The 18,549-nt window shown below is 61.2% G+C and carries 17 protein-coding genes and 1 pseudogene; 9 read left to right on the top strand and 9 right to left on the bottom strand.

The window, feature by feature from the left end:
* Positions 1-34: 34 nt before the first annotated feature.
* Together C8E00_RS10855 and C8E00_RS10850 are read right to left on the bottom strand one after the other, a co-directional pair.
* Positions 35-1,357: an APC family permease gene (locus C8E00_RS10855; protein ID WP_133697517.1), complete on the bottom strand. Its 1,323-nt coding sequence runs from the start codon at positions 1,355-1,357 to the stop codon at positions 35-37.
* A 103-nt stretch (positions 1,358-1,460) separates the two neighbouring features.
* Complete coding sequence (locus C8E00_RS10850) at positions 1,461-2,270, bottom strand: carbon-nitrogen hydrolase family protein (RefSeq protein ID WP_133697516.1); 810 nt, start codon at positions 2,268-2,270, stop codon at positions 1,461-1,463.
* 123 nt (positions 2,271-2,393) lie between these two features.
* On the opposite strand from C8E00_RS10850, the gene C8E00_RS10845 reads away from it, so the two are divergent.
* Complete coding sequence (locus tag C8E00_RS10845) at positions 2,394-3,221, top strand: helix-turn-helix transcriptional regulator (RefSeq protein ID WP_208291918.1); 828 nt, start codon at positions 2,394-2,396, stop codon at positions 3,219-3,221.
* A 72-nt stretch (positions 3,222-3,293) separates the two neighbouring features.
* Here the strand turns inward: C8E00_RS10845 and C8E00_RS10840 are convergent, their stop codons facing one another.
* Complete coding sequence (locus tag C8E00_RS10840) at positions 3,294-3,833, bottom strand: hypothetical protein (RefSeq protein WP_133697515.1); 540 nt, start codon at positions 3,831-3,833, stop codon at positions 3,294-3,296.
* 98 nt (positions 3,834-3,931) lie between these two features.
* On the opposite strand from C8E00_RS10840, the gene C8E00_RS10835 reads away from it, so the two are divergent.
* Entirely contained in the window at positions 3,932-4,723 is a 792-nt protein-coding gene (locus C8E00_RS10835; protein ID WP_166638306.1) for a LytTR family DNA-binding domain-containing protein, read from the top strand.
* A gap of 27 nt (positions 4,724-4,750) precedes the next feature.
* Here the strand turns inward: C8E00_RS10835 and pyrB are convergent, their stop codons facing one another.
* A complete protein-coding gene (gene pyrB, locus C8E00_RS10830) occupies positions 4,751-5,782 on the bottom strand; it encodes an aspartate carbamoyltransferase (RefSeq protein WP_133697513.1) in 1,032 nt (343 codons plus the stop codon).
* A gap of 165 nt (positions 5,783-5,947) precedes the next feature.
* Here pyrB and C8E00_RS10825 point away from each other — a divergent pair.
* From C8E00_RS10825 to C8E00_RS10810, 4 genes and pseudogenes are all read left to right on the top strand, one after another.
* Positions 5,948-6,801 (top strand): annotated as a pseudogene (locus C8E00_RS10825) (SDR family oxidoreductase).
* A gap of 393 nt (positions 6,802-7,194) precedes the next feature.
* On the top strand, positions 7,195-7,779 hold the full coding sequence (locus C8E00_RS10820) for a TetR/AcrR family transcriptional regulator (RefSeq protein ID WP_133697512.1): 585 nt from the start codon (positions 7,195-7,197) through the stop codon (positions 7,777-7,779).
* 71 nt (positions 7,780-7,850) lie between these two features.
* Positions 7,851-9,245, top strand: coding sequence for a sodium:solute symporter family protein (locus tag C8E00_RS10815; RefSeq protein WP_208291917.1), 1,395 nt, complete (start codon positions 7,851-7,853; stop codon positions 9,243-9,245).
* A 10-nt stretch (positions 9,246-9,255) separates the two neighbouring features.
* Positions 9,256-10,470, top strand: a complete 1,215-nt coding sequence (locus C8E00_RS10810) for a metal-dependent hydrolase family protein (protein WP_133697511.1) — start codon at positions 9,256-9,258, stop codon at positions 10,468-10,470.
* A gap of 41 nt (positions 10,471-10,511) precedes the next feature.
* On the opposite strand, the gene C8E00_RS10805 is transcribed toward C8E00_RS10810, so the two are convergent.
* Positions 10,512-11,963 (bottom strand): aldehyde dehydrogenase family protein, encoded by a 1,452-nt coding sequence (locus C8E00_RS10805; protein ID WP_133697510.1) that lies wholly within the window; start codon positions 11,961-11,963, stop codon positions 10,512-10,514.
* Positions 11,964-11,986: 23 nt separating this feature from the next.
* Here C8E00_RS10805 and C8E00_RS10800 point away from each other — a divergent pair, with 23 nt between their 5' ends.
* Entirely contained in the window at positions 11,987-13,300 is a 1,314-nt protein-coding gene (locus C8E00_RS10800) for an iron-containing alcohol dehydrogenase (protein WP_133697509.1), read from the top strand.
* A gap of 36 nt (positions 13,301-13,336) precedes the next feature.
* A complete protein-coding gene (locus C8E00_RS10795) occupies positions 13,337-14,275 on the top strand; it encodes a glycine betaine ABC transporter substrate-binding protein (protein ID WP_243833169.1) in 939 nt (312 codons plus the stop codon).
* Positions 14,276-14,286: 11 nt separating this feature from the next.
* Here the strand turns inward: C8E00_RS10795 and betI are convergent, their stop codons facing one another.
* The 4 genes from betI to uraD form a co-directional block, all read right to left on the bottom strand.
* On the bottom strand, positions 14,287-15,042 hold the full coding sequence (gene betI, locus C8E00_RS10790; RefSeq protein WP_133697508.1) for a transcriptional regulator BetI: 756 nt from the start codon (positions 15,040-15,042) through the stop codon (positions 14,287-14,289).
* Positions 15,043-15,215: 173 nt separating this feature from the next.
* Positions 15,216-16,265 carry a homocysteine S-methyltransferase family protein gene (locus tag C8E00_RS10785; protein ID WP_133697507.1) on the bottom strand — a complete coding sequence of 350 codons (1,050 nt, stop codon included), beginning with the start codon at positions 16,263-16,265 and terminating at the stop codon, positions 15,216-15,218.
* Positions 16,266-16,591: 326 nt separating this feature from the next.
* Positions 16,592-17,422, bottom strand: coding sequence for an IclR family transcriptional regulator (locus C8E00_RS10780; protein ID WP_133697506.1), 831 nt, complete (start codon positions 17,420-17,422; stop codon positions 16,592-16,594).
* A 109-nt stretch (positions 17,423-17,531) separates the two neighbouring features.
* Positions 17,532-18,056, bottom strand: a complete 525-nt coding sequence (uraD, locus tag C8E00_RS10775) for a 2-oxo-4-hydroxy-4-carboxy-5-ureidoimidazoline decarboxylase (RefSeq protein ID WP_133697505.1) — start codon at positions 18,054-18,056, stop codon at positions 17,532-17,534.
* A gap of 123 nt (positions 18,057-18,179) precedes the next feature.
* Here uraD and uraH point away from each other — a divergent pair, with 123 nt between their 5' ends.
* Positions 18,180-18,536 carry a hydroxyisourate hydrolase gene (gene uraH / locus C8E00_RS10770; protein ID WP_133697504.1) on the top strand — a complete coding sequence of 119 codons (357 nt, stop codon included), beginning with the start codon at positions 18,180-18,182 and terminating at the stop codon, positions 18,534-18,536.
* Positions 18,537-18,549 lie beyond the last annotated feature (13 nt).

Genomic DNA, 18,549 nt, shown 5'->3' with positions numbered 1-18,549 from the left:
CCGGTCGCGGGCGTTAGCGAGTCACCCTTGCGTATCAACTCTCCAGGTTCAGCTCCGGCGTGGGGCGGCTGAAGCCGCGCGTCAGCCAGGTCAGCCACGCCAGGCCGCACAATAGCCACGCACTGCCCAGCATGATCGCCAAGTGATCCAGGCTCATCATCAGCCACAGGATCGCGCCCAGGCCAATCAACGGGCAGATCAGGAACCACAGTGTATCCAGCCCGCTGCGACGGCGTTCCTTCAGGTAGTAGTGGAAGATCACCGAGAGGTTGACCAGGGCGAAGGCCAGGAAGGCACCGAAGTTGATGAAGGATGCCGCCGAGAGCACGTCCATGGTCAGTGCCAGCAAGGCGACCAGGCCGCTGAACACCAGTCCGCCCAGCGGCGTGCCGAAGCGGCTCAGCTTGCCCAGCCAGCGCTTGGGCAGCACATCATCGCGGCCCATGGCATAAAGAAGGCGCGCGCCGCTGGCTTGCGCCGCGATACCCGAGGCGAACTGGCCGACCACCAGCCCGATCAAGAAGATCGAGACGAAGATATCGCCGCCGATGTTGCGCGCGATCTCATAAGCCGCGGCATCGGGGTTGGCGAAATCATATCCCGGGGCGGCGAGCTGCACGAAATACGACACCACCACGAAGATCAGTCCCCCGATCAGGGTGATCAACAGGATGGCGCGCGGCAGGGTACGCTGCGGATCCTTGGTTTCTTCGGTCAGCGTGGTGACGGCATCGAAGCCCAGAAAGGAGTAACAGGCCACGGCGGCACCCGCCATCAACACCGGCAGGGTCGCGGACGAGTCGGCGCCCAAGAACGGCGTCAGGCTCCAGAAGGGCTGCGTGGGATCTCCCAGCACGTAGTGCATGCTCAACCCCACGAAGGCGACCAGAACCAGAATCTGCACCAGCATCATCACGCTATTGACCGCGCTTGCCAGCTTGAGACCGAGGATGTTGATCGTGGTGGTGACGGCGATGAAGGCCAGCAGCCATAGCGGTGTGGGAATCGCCGGGAAGGCCGAGTGCAGATAGGCGGCGCCGATCAGCCAGATCACCATGGGCAGGAACAGGTAATCGAGCAGGATCGCCCACCCGGCGATGAAGCCCAGGCGGTCGTCGATGGCATTGCGCACGTAGGCATAGGCCGAACCGGCCACCGGGAAGGCGCTGGCCATGCGCCCGTAACTGTGCGCGGTGAACAGCATGGCGATCAGCGCCGCCAGGTAGGCGCCCGAGACGGCGCCCTTCGTGGTGACGGCGAGCACGCCGAAGGTGCCCAGCACGATGATGGGCGTCATGTAGGCCAGACCGAACAGCACGACCTGACCCAGGGAAAGGGTCTTCTTCATTTGGTTCATCGTCGCCTCCTGTTGTGGTTGTTGCGACTATTTAGCGATTGTTGCGACTTTGGTGATGGTTGCGGCTGTTACTTGGTTGCCGGGAACCGGCCAGCACTCGGGATTAGAAATGCCAGTAGCGGCCGCGCTCGGTGTCCTGGCGTTGGCCTTGCAGGCCGATACGGCAATCCTTCAGGTAGTCATAATCGCGCCGCGCCGCCGGCAAGCGCTGGGGGTCGAGTTGCAGCGTGGTCACGCTTTCCTTGCGACTGGCGCGGAACAGCGTCTCACCGTCCGGGGCGACCAGTGCGCTCTCGCCGGCGAAGGTCAGTCCTGCGCCTTCGCCCGCGCGGTTGGTCATCGCGACGAAGTAATGATTGTCCTGGGCACGTGCCTGGGCGGCGCGAGCATGCATGGGGCCGTAGGGGTCCATGTTGCCGTTGGTGACCAGCAGCAGGTCACAGCCGAGTTGTCCCAGTGCGCGTGCGGGCTCGGGAAACTCCAGGTCGTAGCAGATCAACAAGCCGACCTGGAAGCCACGCCATTCGACGCAACCCACGCGATCGCCGGGGGCGACGAGGTTGCGTTCGTCGGGCCATAAGTGCGCCTTGCGGTAGCGCAGCGCGATACCGTCCTCTGGGGTGATCAAGACGGTGGTGTTGAAGACGTGCTCGCCATCGCGCTCGAGAAAGCCCAGGGCGAGTGCGGTGTCGTGCTCACGGCTGGCGGCGATGAGCGTGGTGAGTTCTTCACCGTCGAGGCTCAGTGTGCGGTCGTCGACGTGGCCGGGCTCGGCAAAGCCGGTGAGGTGCGTTTCGGGAAAGACGATCAGCGACGTCTCGGGGGCGGCGTCGCGTAGACAGGCCAGGGTGCGCGAGAGATTGTAGGCGATGTCGCCCTCGCGGCCGGCCAGTTGTGCCAAGGCTATCTGCATGCAAGACTCCGAAGCGTCATTGTGGCTGTGCGGTCATTCGGATGCTCCCTCAGTATCCGCGATCACACAGGCATGACCATTCCCCGGTGGGGTTACCCCTTGGGGGTAAGCGAGGAGCGCGAGATGACGAGCGACGCGGACGATAGCGGGCAGATGGCAGAGCCGAGCGGACTGGAAGGCGTGGCCTGGCATCGCGCCTTCGGGGCCTTGGCGGACAAGCTGGATGGCGCCAATTTCTGGCTGGCCACGGTGCGTACCCTGGGGCGTCACGTCGACTTCGATACCTGGGTGGCGCTGATCTTCCATCACCGCCAGCCGCCACGCATCCTCGCCGAAAGCGACGAGGACGACGGTGCCGACGAGGCGCTGTTCCAGGATTATCAGCGTGGCCTGTATCTGCTCGATCCGTTCTATATCGATGCTCGGGACCACGCGCGTGCGGGATTGTACACCCTGGCCGACGTGGCACCGCAGTGCTTCCAGAACACCGAGTACTACCAGCGTTACTTCCAGCGCAATATCGTCGCCGACGAGGTACAGTTCAACTGCCCCCTCGATGGCGAACGCGCGCTGTGCCTATCGCTGGGCTCGACCCAGCCGTATTCACCACAAGCGCTCGGCCTGCTGAGTCTGGTACAGCCATGGGTGCTGGCCCTGATGCGTCAGCGCATGCATTTCGAATTCGAGCATGACGATGGCACAGCGCCGGGGCCGCACCCATGGCACCCATCACCCCAGGCGCCGCGCGAGCTGGAATCCCATCACTCACTGACCGAACGCGAGCGCGAGGTCAGTCAGCTCATGCTGGGCGGCAGCTCGACCAAGGAGATCGCCCGACGGCTGGCGATCTCGGTGGAAACCGTGCGTGCTCACAAGAAACATCTTTACGCCAAGCTGGGCATCAACTCTCAGTCGGAGCTGTTTGCGTTGTTCTGGCAGGCGCGTCGTTGAGGCAGAGCTCAGGTCCTCGGCGTCTTTTGGAATCCATGGCGTCGTCGGTGGCCGTAGTGCCATCATCCTGCGTCATGAGCGGCCTTGGGGAGAAGTGCGCGCAGTCTGAGGGGGGCGCGCCGTCCTGTAATATCGTCTTGCCACCGCCCAGTGGCACAGTGAGCGTAGGATCAGGTAGGTCATCACGAATCCCGTGGTCAGGCTGACCCCCAGACTCACTGGCCACGTGGTCACGAGGCTGGGCGCCATGGCCTCGAGTACGCCATGGGCGTAGTTAACGCCGAACAGTACCATGAACAGAAGTAGTGACATCCAGTCACCCGCCAGCTCCAGCCTGCCATTGGCCAGGCGTCGCGTGTGGCGGGCCGGTCTCAGGATGGCTACCGCAAGACTGCCCAGCGCGATGCCCGTCAACAGGCCGATCATGGTGGTCGGGACGTCGGGGCTTAGCCGGTGAACGGCCAGGACGATGCCGATAAGCGGGGGTAGCCAGAGCGACCGTGTCGTCACCTCCCGTCGGCGAGTCATCTGCAGGCCACGAACGATCAGGAAAACGAGCAGCGGCCATACCCATAGCGGCGTGTGTGTCACCGTGACGATAATGGTCGACATGAGTCGATCCTCATGCTGGAAACGTGGAGTCGCCCTACAGTAGTAACGTCATGTCTCTCGTGGTGTAAGTGGAAATGCATGAAATAAAAGATAAATTCGTGAAAGGTCAGGCCTTGCAACTGGCGCTTCGCGAAATGCGTTCGGACCTGGCCGATATCAGAATGCTGGCCGTGCTGGCGGCCCTGATCGTAGTGTTGGTAGTGTCCGGCCCCTTCGGTACCTTGCACGCGATGGGGCTGATGGCACGTGTCGGTTACTGGTCCGTGCTGCTATTGCTTACGGTCTCGGCGGGATCGCTGTTCGGAGCGTGGGCTCGATTGACGCTGGACGCCTACGGTTATCGTCACGGTAGTCGATGCCTGCTGATTGGGGCCGTAATGGGGCTACCCGTCTCGCTGGTGGTGATCGCCATCGATACGCTTACCTTCGGAGCCGAGGTTCTGATGTTGCCTAACCTGTTGCAGGCGCTTGGCAATGTCTTCCTCATCTGTACCGTGCTGGCAGGGGTCTTGCCGTTGTTGGGCGTTCGTGACCGGTTCGCTGCCACGCCGGCGGAAACGAGCCGTGCGGAAGATGACCCACCCGAGTTGCTGCGGCGCTTGCCGGTGGACAAGCGTGGTGATGTGATCTCGATCTCTGCCTGCGATCATTACGTTCGCGTGGTGACGACTCGAGGGGAGACGATGCTGTTGATGCGCTTGCGAGACGCCATCGAGGAAACCCGTCCGCTTCCGGGGATTCGGGCGCATCGCTCCCACTGGGTAGCACTCGAGGCCGTTCAGGCGATTACCCGCCACCAGGGACGCTATCGAGTCACCACGACGGCAAACGATACGCTGCCGGTCAGCCGTTCCTGCTTGCCACAGCTCCGTGACGAAGGCCTGCTTTAGTACCTACGGCATCGGCGGCGTTCTCATTCAGAGTGTGCGGTCATCCACCCCGTAAGACGGCGGTACGAACCAGCGCACGTCCTGGGCGTCGCGCTCGATGTACTCCTCGACTCGCAGCAGGTTGGCGAAGATCGCCATGCGCATGGGAATGCCGTTGTCCGCCTGGCGGAAGATGGCCAGACGCGGGTCGCCATTGAGGTCGACATTAAGGTCGTTGGCGCCGGGGCGGCTGTCGCGTGGCAGGGGGTGCATGACGATGGTGGTCGGCGAGCAGCGCTTGTCGAGGAAGGCGCGATCGACGATGAAGTCCTGGGAGATGCCGGCGAAGGTCTCCGACATCTCGTCGGTGAAGCGTTCCTTCTGGATACGCGTGGTATAGATCACGTCGAGGTCGCCGAAATCGTTGGCCAGGCTCTCGCGCTGCTCCACGCGATGCCCGCGCGAGGCGACCAGGTCGATCAAGTGACGCGGCATTTCCAGCCCCGGCGGCGATACCAGCGTGATGCGCAGCGGGCCGAACAGCGACAGCAGCTTGATCAGCGAGTGCACGGTGCGGCCGTGCTTGAGGTCGCCGGTCAGCAGCAGGTGCGCGCCTTCGAGACGCTTGCCCAGGCGCGCGAATTCCTTCTCGATGGTGTATAGATCCAGCAGCGCCTGGCTGGGGTGCTCGCCGGGGCCGTCGCCGCCGTTGATGACTGGCACCTGGGTGGCCTCGGCGAACTCTGCCACCGCGCCCTGATCGGGATGGCGCAAGACGACGGCATCGACGTAACCGCCCATCACGCGGCTGGTGTCGTAGAGAGACTCGCCCTTGGCCATCGATGAGAAGGTAAAGCCGGTGGTATCGCAGACACTGCCACCGAGACGCGAGAACGCCGCGTGAAAGCTGATGCGGGTCCGCGTACTGGCCTCGAAGAACAGGTTGCCGAGCACCGCGCCCTCGAGCACGCGGGTCACCTGGCGCCGCTGGGCGAAGGGCTCCATGCGGTCGGCGAGCTGCATCAGGTGCTCGACGTAATCGCGGGACAGGGAATCGACGGAAAGCAGGTGGGAACTCATCGGTAAGCCTCGCAAGTGGCGCAGGGGATCGCTGCGCGTAGTGTACGCATACGCGCCGTTGGCTTCATCCGCTGCTTGCATCGGTCGGCGCGGTTTGCTTGGCCTGGGAGGGAACGACTTCTATGGTAATGAATGCCATATCCCACCATTCAAGGAGCGAATGTCATGGGCGAGCAACATTTTCCCGCGCAGGAACAAGCCGATCAACCCGGCGATGAACATGCCATGCGGCCCGAGCCCGAGTATATCCGCGACAGTTATCGCGGCACCGGCAAGCTCGACGGCAAGGTCGCCATCATCACCGGCGGTGACAGCGGCATCGGCCGCGCCGTGGCGGTGCATTTCGCCCGCGAGGGTGCCAATGCGTCATCGTCTATCTCAACGAAACGCGTGACGCCGAGGATACCCAGGCGCTGGTCGAAGCCGAAGGGCGCGAGTGCGTCCTGGTGCACGGCGATGTCGGCGATCCGGTGCTGTGTCGCCATGTGGTCGATACGACGCTGGCGAGCTTTGGCGCGGTCAATATCTTGGTCAACAACGCCGCCGAGCAGTATGACTGGGACGATGTCACGCAGATTCCCGACGATCAGGTACAGCGAACCTTCCAGACCAACGTCTTCAGCCATTTCTACATGGCGAAGCACGCGTTGCCGCACATGCACGAGGGCGACACCATCATCGCCACCTCGTCGGTCAATGCCTTCAAGGGCAACGACACGCTTATCGATTACACGGCTACCAAAGGTGCCATCCAGGGCTTGGTTCGCTCGCTGGCGATGTCACTGGTCGATCGCGACATTCGCGTCAACGCCGTCGCCCCCAGCCCGGTGTGGACGCCCCTGATCCCCGCCAGCTTCAACGAGGACAAGGTCGCCGGCTTCGGCGGCCAGGTGCCCATGGACCGCGCCGGCCAGCCCAGCGAAATGGGCCCCGCCTACGTCTACCTCGCCAGCGAGGAATCTTCCTACATGAACGGCCAGACGCTGCATCTCAACGGCGGCGTGATCCTCAATACCTGAGCCGCGACAGGGGCGGCGCAGGCTGTGAACGAAAACTGCCTGCGCTCGGCCATACCGCGTTAAAAATCAGCTCAAAGTACTCATTTACACCCCGTAAACTCCGTCTTTTCGCTGATTTTTGCCTTGTCTGCCCATCGCTCGCCGACTTTTCGTACATAGTCTAGTCGGCATCGCTCGGCAGCCGCCCGCCCAGGCGGGCCGTGATCTCGCGGACGGCGGTGGCCGTATACTTCAGAACGGCAGGTGTTTCCTACCAGTTACCCTAATGTCATGACTCTGAGGCAACGGCGTGTTGGCTGCTCAATAAATAAAACCGACTTGACGGTTTGTTTTTTAGGTGCCAAAACTGGAGTGTCCTTACAAAAAGAAGTATTGGCATAAGCGATAGACGTCATGAAATGGCAGCAACGAAAAAGTTTGGAAACACAGCAGAAATTGTTAAGTGCGGCGCTGGCGTGTCTTGAACGCGATGGGTTCCATAACTTTCGGCTAGATCGCGTCGCCAGTGAGGCCAATGTCTCGAAAGGCGCTTTGACGCACCATTTTTCCAATAAGGACGACTTATTGGCCCACGCCATCGAGAAGGTGCTGGATGAATTCGTCGATGCACTTGCTCACGGTGTCGATGAGGTTCATGCCGGTCGCCTCACCTTGGATGGCTTTCTCGATCTCATGTGGCTCCACATGAGTGGCCAGCTCTATATGGTCACGCTTGAAATTGCCTTGAAAGCACGCCATGAGCCGAGCTTCAGAACGTTGTTGACTCCTCAGGTGCAAAGCTTCCACGAACGCATCGACGCTATCTGGCAACAGTTGTTTCCCCACCTGTCCCCCGCAAGGGCTACTCATTTGATGAACCTTTCCATGAACTTGCTTCGTGGTATGGGAACACAAAGTGTGTTTCGTAAAGATGCACCATATTTCAACGACTTATTGAACGGCTGGAAAGCCATCTTAAGGCAGCAAGTCGCTTCCTGAGCACGGTAGGAGTACATCAAGCTTGGGTGTGTTAATTCGTCTCGACAACAATCTCAAAGGGGATCGAAACCATGTATGCGACAATTTTGATTATTTACTTGATCTCGATGGTTCTGGTGGGTGTTTACTTTGCTAAACGCAAGGTCCGTAACGACGCCGACTTTCTCGTGGCAGGGCGTTCCTTGCCTTTCTTCGTCGTTACTGGAACGCTGCTTGCCACTTTTGTCGGCTCCGGGTCGGTGATTGGTGGTGCCAGCTTCGTCTTCCAGAATGGTCCGGGGGCTGCGATTTTCTTCTTCGCTGGTACACCCATTGGCGCGTTTATCATGTACTGGTTTCTTGCCAGACGTATCCGAGATTCCGAGGCGACTACCATTCCTGAGTTGATCGAAAGACGGTATGGAAAGCAGGCACGTACGGTTGCTTCATTAATCATTCTTTTGGCCTATATCGGTATTGTTTCCTACCAGTTCATAGGCGGTGGTTATGCCCTTAACATCGCCTTTGGGCTGCCAGTTTGGCAAGGAACATTGATCTCGGCAGGGGTCATTACCCTGCTTGCCACGCTGGGTGGGTTGGTCTCAGTGGCTTACACTGATTTCATCAGCGCGATCATCATTTTTGTCAGCATGCTGATAGGCGTGCCAATTGTCTTGAACGAATTGGGCGGATTCTCGGGCATGTTAGCGGCCTTGCCCAGTGAGCAGCGCTCATTCACAGGAGGGTTAAGCGTCGGCCAGGCGATCAGTTATTTCCTTCCCCTGTTTCTTCTTCTCCTGGGCGATCAAAATCTTTTCCAGCGGTTTGCGGCGGCCACAGATTCGACAACGGCGCGTCGATCGGCAATGGGGTTCATGATTACCGGGTTCATCAGCATTGTACTGATCGTGCTGTTGGTCAGTAGTACCCGCGTATTGTTCCCTGATATCAACCCCGATACCGCTATGCTGGTCATGGCTCAGCAGGGTTTGCCAGGCGTGCTAGGGGCGCTACTGCTGTCCTCGGTCGTGGCCCTTATCTTGACGACTGGCAATTCGTACTTGCTTTCGTCTTCGGCCAATCTGACCCAGGACATCATTGTCGGGCTGTTCAACGTTTCCATCCCGACAGCGAAGCGATTGATCTTCAACCGTATCAGCGTCGCTGCACTCGGGATTGTCGCCTATGTTTTGGGAGCGTTTTTCCCTAGCGTACTCGCCATTCAGATGTATTCGTACGGCATGTACGGAGCGGCCATTACACCTGCCTTTCTTGCGGCATTGCTATGGAAACGCGCCACGCCTCTGGGGGGGCTGGCCGGCATGGTCACCGGTGGTGTGGTCACGCTGGTCTGGGAGATAGGGCTGGATAAGCCTCTTGGCTGGAACAGCGTACTGGTTGCCATGCCACTGGCCACGTTCGCGCTCATTATCATCAGTTTGCTAACACAACCTGCTTCAAATCACTCACCAAAGGCACAAAGATAAGGAATTACGCATGCTGATCATCAAACATTGCCGCCTTTTTGATGGTCTCAACGAGACCGTCAAAGACAACCAGAGCGTTGTGATCGAAGACGGACGTATCCGTTACATCGTCGACGGTGAGGAGACGTCAAAACACGCCGATGTGATCAATGCGGCTGGCGCTACCCTGACCCCAGGGCTGATCGATGCTCATGTTCACGTACTTGCGGCGTCGGCGAGCCTCAAGCAGGTCGACTTTATGGCACCTTCCTATGTCGCGCAGTTCGCGCATCATTCGTTACGCGCCATGCTAAGGCGGGGGTTTACCAGTGTCAGGGATGCCGCGGGGGCTGACTACGGGCTGGCTCAGGCTGTTGAAGAAGGCCTGATCGATGGTCCTCGTCTCTTCTACTGCGGCAAGGCCTTGAGCCAGACCGGTGGGCATGGCGACTGGACGCCCTTCGAGGGCGGGTGCCTCTGTGGTTGCGGCGCCTCAACGAGCATTTCCCGCATTGCCGATGGCGTGGAGAATGTTCAGCACGCTGCTCGTGATGAACTACGTAGGGGGGCCAACCACATCAAGATCATGGCGGGTGGAGGCGTCGCCTCGCCCTCCGACCCGATCGACGTACTGCAATACACGGAAGACGAGATTCGGGCAATCGTCTGGGAAGCCAAGGCATGGGGTAAGTATTGTCTGGCGCACGCTTATATTCCTGAAGCGGTCTCCCGCTGCCTGGAATTTGGTGTGCGCTCGATCGAGCATGCCAACCTTATTGATCGCTCAGCTTGTGAATTGGCCAAGCAGCGTGAGGCGTTCATTGTACCGACTGTCAGCACCTATGAAGCACTGGCCAAACATGGCAAGGCGATGGGCTTTCCGTCGGTAAGCTGCGCGAAGGTAGAAGATGTCCGTCAGCAAGGCTTGGACGCTTTGGACCTGCTCCGCGATACTGGTGTTCAGGTCGGCTTTGGCAGCGACTTGCTTGGTGACATGCAGCGCTACCAGATGCGGGAATTCATGTTACGTGGGGAAACGTTTTCTCCCATCGAAGTGCTGAAACAAGCCACGTCCGTCAATGCCCGGTTGCTCGAGCGAGAAGGAGACATCGGTGTGATACGTCCCGGTGCCTTGGCAGACCTGGCGCTCTGGGAAGGCAATCCCGATGAAAACTTGGGCGTCCTCGAATATCCGGAAAAGACGCTCAAAGCCGTGTTTAAGGAAGGGTGCCAAGTATCTTTGTAATGCTGTCGCCCAGGCGCCGATCGCCGCTTTCGGTGGGGCGCTCAGGTGTCTGCGGGCGCCATCACTTGCTTCAATTCCTGGTAGGCAGCCAGACCCTCGGGACCGAGTTCACGGCCGATTCCGCTTTTCTTGCCACCGCCCCAGGCCGCCTGGGGAGGGGCTACCTGGTCTATGTTGGTCCAGATCGATCCTGCCGTGAGATGCCGCGCAATGGCGGATGCCCGTTCATGACCGCCGCTGACGACGCTGGCCGCCAGGCCGTAGTCGCTGTCGTTGGCGACAGCAACGGCCTCGTCGTCGCTGGCGAATTGGCGCGCGCAGAGGACTGGGCCGAATATTTCTTCCCGCCAGAGCCGGCTCTCGACGGGAACATCGCGGAATAGCGTGGGGGCCACGAAAAAGCCCTGGCGGGGGATCTCGCGGTGGGAGGCCTCGCGCACGGGGATCAGTCCCTCATCCTTCGCGAACGCCAGATAGCGGTCGACAGTTGTCCGCTGCTTGTCGCTGACGAGCGGTCCGAGGGTCGTCGCCTCGTCGAGCGGGTCTCCCATCACGAGAGCATCGATATGCCGGCTCAGGGCCGCGTACAGATCCTCGGCCACGGCTTGGTGGACCAGCAACCGCGAGGTGGCTGAGCATATCTGGCCGGCATTGGCGAAAATGCCGTTCATGACGAGACTTGCCGCCTGCGCGATGTCCGCGTCCTCGGTCACGATGATGGGGGACTTGCCGCCCAGCTCGAGCGAGACATTGCGTATCCCCGTGGCCGCGACGCGCATGACCGTCTCGCCGGTCGGGTTGCTGCCGGTAAAGGATATCTTGTCGATTCCGGTATGCTGGGTCAGTGCCTCGCCGATGCCGCGTCCGTCGCCGTTGACGAGGTTGAGGACGCCGCGCGGCAGATCGATGGCCTGGGCGATATCGGCAATTGCCTGCTCCGGCATCGGCACGACCTCCGAGGGCTTGAACACGATGCAGCAGCCGGCCGCCAGGGCGGGCGCAATCTTCCAGGCGGCCGTTACCAAGGGGAAGTTCCAGGGCGTGATCAAGCCCACCACGCCGACGGGGTCGAAATAGCGACGGATCTGGACACCCGCCACCGGTTGCGCGCTTGGCTCGCCCTGACGGGCATCCAACTGCCTGGCGAGATCGGCGTAGTATCGATAGCAAGCGATCGCATCGTCGACATCCAACTGGCTCTCGGCCAACGGCTTGCCACCATTGAGACTGATCGTTTGGCACAACGCGGCATGCCGTTCTGCCAGGCCATCGGCCAGTCCTTCCAGATAGCGCCCACGGGCCTCACCCGATAATCGCCGCCAGGCAGGTAGTGCCTCCCTGGCGGCGCGCACTGCCTCATCGACGTCGCGTGCATTGCCTGCGGGCAGCTTGGCGATGACCGTTTCCCGATAGGGGTCGACCACGTCCAGGTCACGTCCGCCATCGCTTGCACGCCACTGCCCATCGATGAACTGCTGGCAAGAGTCTCTCATGAGGGCTCCTTTGATACCGTCGCATGGCCACTATTGAAAAATATTTCAATAGTGGCCAGTATAAAAGCATCGGCTCGCCTTTTACCACTCGGGCACTGTTTTACCTCCGCGGTAAGGCCTCAGGGCCATCACTCTTCTTTCGAATGGAGCGTTTTATGTGCGCCGCTTATTCTTCACGCGATCCGGTCGCATGGGAGCTTTCTTACTGCGTTGAATCGGGGCCGGGCGCGGTCGCTACCTTGAACGACTTCTTCACGCGGCGCGGGATAAATCGGCCCTTGATCGTGACCGATCCGGGATTCGCGAAGCTCGACCATCTGGCAGACCTGAAAGCCCAACTGGCGAAGGCGGACATCGCCTGTGCCCAGTTCGACGCCGTGCAGGCCAACCCCTCGGACGCCGATGCGTACGCGGCGGCACAAAGCTATCGTGATCATGATGCCGACGCTGTCATCGCCATCGGTGGCGGAAGTGCCATGGACGGCGCCAAGGGCGCGGCATTGATTGCCAGGCAGAACCGCTATTCGCTGTGGGACTTCGATTACAACGGCGCAACGCCGACGGATCTGACGCGCGATGACTTCCCGCCGTTGATCACCGTGCCGACCACGGCGGGTACGGGCGCCGAGGGCGACAGCACCGCCATGCTCATCAATACCGAACGTGGTACCAAAGAGTGCGTGCATCATCCCCTGGCTCGCCCGAAAAAGATCATTCTCGATCCCAATTTCACGCTGGGGCTGCCAGCCAGCCTGACGGCGTGGACGGGACTGGATGCCCTGACCCATGCGCTGGAGTCCTACCTCGTGCCGATGTTCCATCCGCTGTGTGATGGCGCGGCACTTCAAGGGCTGTCGCTGATTTGGGGCAACATCGAGGAAAGCGTCGAGAACGGCACGAACCTGGATGCGCGCAGCAATATGCTGACGGGGTCGTTCCTGGCCGGAGTGGGCTTTCTCAAGGGGTTGGGGCTGGTGCATGCGATCAGTCACATGGTCGGTGCCGCGTGCCATACGCATCATGGCATGACCAACGCCATCCTGTTGCCCGCCATCATGCGTTTCAACCGTTCCGCCCTCGAACCCAAGCTACCGGCGATCGCTCATGCCATGCAGCTCGACGATGATCGGTTCGAGACCTTTCATGCGGCCATCTGCTCGCTGCTGGACCGGCTGGACATTCCCAAGGGGTTGTCCGCGCTCGGGGTGCCGCACGAGATCGTCGACGACATTCTGGCCGCCGTCGAAGGCGACCCCGCTTACGCGACCAATCCGGTGCACTGCCCACGCGGGACCTTGGCGACGCTGATTCACGAAGCCATTGATGCCGCACGTTGAGCGGCATGGAGTTATCAACCACGACCGAGAGGAACCATGATGACAACAATCACCAAGATACTTGGCACGGCGGTACTGGGCTTGAGCCTGCCCATGTTGGCCCAGGCGCAATCGACACCGATCCGCATGGTGGTGCCGCCCTGGCCCGGCGTGACGGTCAAGACGGAAATACTGACGCAACTGCTGGAGACGTTGGGCTATGACTCGCAGCAGATCGAAATGGGCGCCACCGTCGGTTACAAGACGATGGAAACGGGCGACAGTGACATCATGCTGGCGGGGTGGATGCCGGCTCAGAAGGAGAGTTACGACGCGGCCATGGAGGCCGGTGCCATCGTCGATGTCGTCAACAACGTTGCGGGCGCGCGAATGGGGTTCGCGGTGCCGGGATACGTTCATGACGCCGGCGTGACCAGTGCCGAGCAGTTGGATCTACCGGAAAATCGCGCACGCTTCGGTGCGGAATACTATTCGATTGAGAGTGGCGCCCAGGCGAGCATCATGGTTCACGAGGCGGCGGACGCCGATACCTATGGCCTCAAGGACTGGGAGATTCTCGACTCATCGACTCCCGGCATGCTGTCCGAGGTCGACGCGGCCTACAACGATAAGCAGTGGATCGCTTTCTACGGCTGGACGCCGCATTGGATGGCGATCAAGTACGACATGCATATTCTGGACGACCCCGAAGAAGTCTACGGTGAGAATCAGGGGCGTAGCGAAGTACGCACGATCGTCCGTACGGGGTATGCCGAAGAAAACGCCAACATCATGCAGTTGTTGGAGCAGTTCACGTTGACCGCCGATGAGCAGAGCCAGTTCATCAGCGCTTATAGCCTTGAGGAGCGGTCCAAGACGGATGTTGCGCACGATTGGCTCGCGGATCATCCCAAGCGTGTGGCGGAATTCCTCAAAGGGGTAACAACACGTGATGGAGAGTCCGCTCAGCAAGCTTATGAAGCGAGCTTTCGCTAAATGATGGCTTATTAATCTCGAAGCAGGCGCTCAGCGATTTCCAAGGAGTCCTGCAGCGCCTCTTCGACTTTGAAAGCCTCGGGATCAAGTGCCCACTCCAACCAATAGCCGTCTACCAGTGCTGTCAGAATTCGAGCAATGCCCTTCGCATCGATGACACGTCCTTCTTCGATGGCAATGGCTTCGACGAGTGACTGCATCTCCTCCCGATACTCTTCGTAAAGCTTCCGGTTGAGACTCGCCAGACTGGGCGTTGCCACAGCGGCACTCCAGAAACCTACCCAGGAGGCCAGTACCTGCTGGTTGAATATCTCGCTCTTGAAGGCTGAACGAATCATGAGCGTCAGCCGCTCACGTGCGGAGCACTCCAATGCGGCATCGCGCTGGTCGCTCTCCCGGCGCAGTTGCTCGGTGAGCTCCTGGTAGGCCGCCAGCATGAGCGATTCCTTGGATTGAAAGTAGTGACTCACCAAGCCTATGGAGGCGCCGGCCTCACGTGCGACGCGCGTCATCGTCGTGCCGGCATGGCCGTAACGCGTCACGCACTTGAGCGTTGCCTCGATGATGGTTCGCTTGCGTGTTTCGGGCTCGATACGCTGGCGCTGCTTGCTAATGGTCTCGATTCCCGCAGTTGGTGTGCCGAAGGGGCATTGTACAGCATGCGCGTTCCCGTGGCCGTGGCCTTGTCGAACCTGCGCGCATGGAGAATGCGCTCTTACAAGAAGAGAGCGGCAGCACGGGAAGCACAGAGCCCCTTCGCTGGGCATTGGGAAATCGTCATAGTTTCAAGCACATCCGGCCCTCACTAGCCGTACCGGCAAGCTGACCTACCCCAGATTGTCCCTGAACGCTTATCTTACGTTCGACCGTCTCTGATATGAGGTACATCGGTTGCTCGGTGGCTAGGGAGCTGAGCAACCGATGAATCATGCATAATGACTTAGGCCTTTTCACCCAGGGCGGCGATATGCTCCGGCAAGCGCTCATGGGAGCCGTACATGAAGTGATTCTCCATGCGCTCAGCAAACTGGGCGGCTTCCGGTTCACGCCCCACCGCCATGGCCACTTCGCGCACGTGCATCGGCGATGCCCCGCAGCATACGCCGAGGTAGTTGACCCCATGGGCATGCACGTCGCGCGCAAAGGCGCCGAGCTCGTAACGGTTGCAGAACAGCGGGTCCAGGGCGGTCGGGAAGGCGCGTCCGTGGGGGGCGGGGCAGCTGCATCCCTGATTGTCGGAGAGGTTGAAGAACGTTGGCTCCTGCTCGGTGGTGCGATAGGTCACCGGCAGTGCCGCCACATGGCAGGAAACGGCGTCGCGAATCTGCTGGATCCAGGGACGCATGGTATCCGGCCCTCTGAAGCAGTTCAGGCCGACCACGCTGGCGCCCTGCTGCTCGAGGGCGACACAGGTTTCCACGATGCCGGTGCCATCGACCATGCGGTTCTCGGCCATCGGCGCCAGGGTGACGACGGCAGGCAGCCCCTGGGCCTTGATCGCTGCCAGGGCCGCTTCGGCTTCCCCGGCATAGTAGAAGGTTTCCGCGATGATGAAATCGGCGCCTTCCTCGACGGCCCATTGCACCATCTCGTCGAACATGGCGCGCACGCTCTGCTGGGCGGCCGGATCTTCCGGGTCCCAGACGTTGCTGTTGGAGATGTTGCCGGCCATCAGATTGCCGGGCTTTTCGTCGGCCACCTTGCGCGCGATCTTCAACGCAGCCCGGTTCAGTGGTTCCAGCAGCTCTTCCTTGCCGATCACCCGCATTTTTTCGCGGTGGCCGTTGTAGGTGAACGCCTGAACGACGTCCGACCCCGCATGCTGGAAATCGCGATGCAGCGCTTCCAGCGCGTCCGGGCGCAAAAGCGCCACTTCGGGCACGAACTCACCGGCGGAGAGATAACCGCGCCGTTCGAGCTCGAACAGAAAGCCCTCGGCACAGATCAGGGGGCCCTGGTCGAGTCGTTGGGTGATCAGGTCTTGCGTCATGGATGAATGCCTCGGGGGTGGTGTGCGTCTTCAATCGAGGCCGCATTTTGGCAGCCTCTTGGCCTCCACCACCAATGAAGAATTCCCACCTCAAAGTGAATCAGGCTCATGTTGATAAGAGGTTCTAGTAGGGGAGTGCATACCCCATCAGCTCTGTCGCTGCAGGTTCCCCGATGATCAGATGGACGACAGGCGCTATCCTTCGCTGGCGGCCAAGGATGTCAGGTCGTTCATGACGCGGGTGGAAGAGAGGCCCCAGCCAGTCAAGCAACGACAATCAGAGATTTTCAATGAAAAGGCTAACGAGACTAAGTCAGCTTGTCTGCTCAGTCCTGAGCGCCGGGCAACCGACCGCCCAGGCGTGCCGTGATCTCGCGGGCGGCGCGGCTCACCAGGCCACCGAGGTCGGCGAGCCGCGCTTCGGGAATGCGTGCGGCGGGACCGGACACCGAGATGGCGGCGAGCGGCAGACCGTTCTCGTCGTGCAGCGTCGCCGCCACGCAGTTGAGGCCGACGGCGTGTTCCTCGCGGTCGCAGGCATAGCCCTGGCGGCGGATCTCGCCGAGGGCGTCGCGCAGGCGGGATGGGGTGTCGAGGGTATTGGGCGTCACCTTGTCGAGGCCGCGCGTGTGGAGGATGCGTTCGACCTCGTCGCGCGGCAACCAGGCGAGCAGGGCCTTGCCGACGCCCGAGGCGTGCAGCGGGGCGCGTGAGCCCAGCCGCGTGATCATGCGCATCATCTGCGGCGACTCGCTCTGGGCGAGGAACACGGCCATGCCCTGGTCCCGGATACCCAGGTTGGCGGTTTCCTCGGTCTCCGCCGTCAGTTGATGCAGGAAGGGGCGGGCGGTGGCGACGAAATCGCGTGCCTCGAGGAAGGCGTTGCCCACGCGGAATGTCTTGGCGTCGATGTGCCACACGCCCATCTCCGCGTCCTGGGCGATGAAACCCTGCTGGTGGAGCGCCTGCAGCAAGCGGTGCGTGGTCGACGGGGCCAGACCCACGATCTGGGCGATATCGGACAGGGCCAGCCCACCGGGGGCGGCAGCGAGCCCTTCGAGGATATTCAGGCCCCGCACCAGCGATTGGCTGTGGCCGCTGGCGGCCTTGCCGTTGCCGGCGGGGCGTCCGACCGTCTTGCGTTTGCTTTCCGTCACGCCTGGCTCTCTCTCACGAAGCATTCATGGAAAATTCTTCCATGAATTCCGCTGCCTCGCCAGCCCACCAAAGACGCACGCTGCCGTTCGTTCCGGTGCAGAGTTGTCTTCAGGCGGCATGGGCGTCCAGGCGTAGTCGCGCGATGCGATGGATCTGCGCGATGGCGGTGCGGCGTTCCTCGTCGGGCCCATGCGCGAGGCGGGCCTCGAAGGCATCGAGAATCTCGCGACGGTGGTAGCCCTTGATCGCCATCACGAAGGGAAAGCCGAAGCGTGTCTGATAGGCGGCGTTCAGGCGCTCGAAGCGGGCCAGCTCGTCCGGCGTGCACTGGTCGAGCCCGGCGCCAGCCTGTTCCTGGCGCGAGGCCTGGGTCAGCCCGCCATCCAACGCGACCTTGCCGGCCAGGTCGGGGTGTGCGCGGATGACGGTGAGCTGGCGCTCGGCAGGGGCGGCGTCGAGCACGGCGGCCATGGCCTCGGCAAGACCCGCGGGGCTGTCGTGGTGGGTGTCGAGGCCGGCGTCCCATACCGCTTCGGCGATCCACGGAGAGTGCTCGTAGATGCCGCCATACGCGGCCACGAAGGCCTCGCGGTCGAGTTGCGTGGGGCGCGGCGAGAGCAGGGCATGGCGCATGCGCGTCTCCTGATGCTATGTTGTTGGGGATTGTTGTATACAAAAATCAGGGTAAGCGGTGGCGCCATGGGCGTCCATCCTGGGCCGCCGCTCGATGCCCGCCGACGATCGCAAGGAGTGACCATGGGCTATCTCACCACGCACGTTCTGGACACCGCTCGGGGCTGTCCCGCACGCGGCATGCGCCTGTCGCTGTATCGGCTCGATGGCGACACCCGCCAGGCGCTGGGCGAGTTCGTGACCAACGAGGATGGCCGTTGCGATGGCCCATTGCTGGAGGGCGACGCCTTCCGGGTGGGCGAGTACGAGCTGCTGTTCGAGGCCGGCGAGTATCTCGACCGCCAGGACGAGGTCCCGCCGACGGGGCCGCGCTTTCTGGCGCGGATTCCGCTGCGCTTCGGCATCGACGATGCGGGCGCCCACTACCATGTCCCGCTGTTGCTGTCCCCCTTCGGTTATTCCACCTACCGCGGTAGCTGATGTCGGGCGGGCA

The sequence above is a fragment of the Chromohalobacter marismortui genome (genome assembly GCF_004364315.1).
Lineage (GTDB): Bacteria > Pseudomonadota > Gammaproteobacteria > Pseudomonadales > Halomonadaceae > Chromohalobacter > Chromohalobacter marismortui.
Note: the sequence above shows the minus strand (reverse complement) of the source record. Positions and strands in the feature narration are given on the sequence as shown.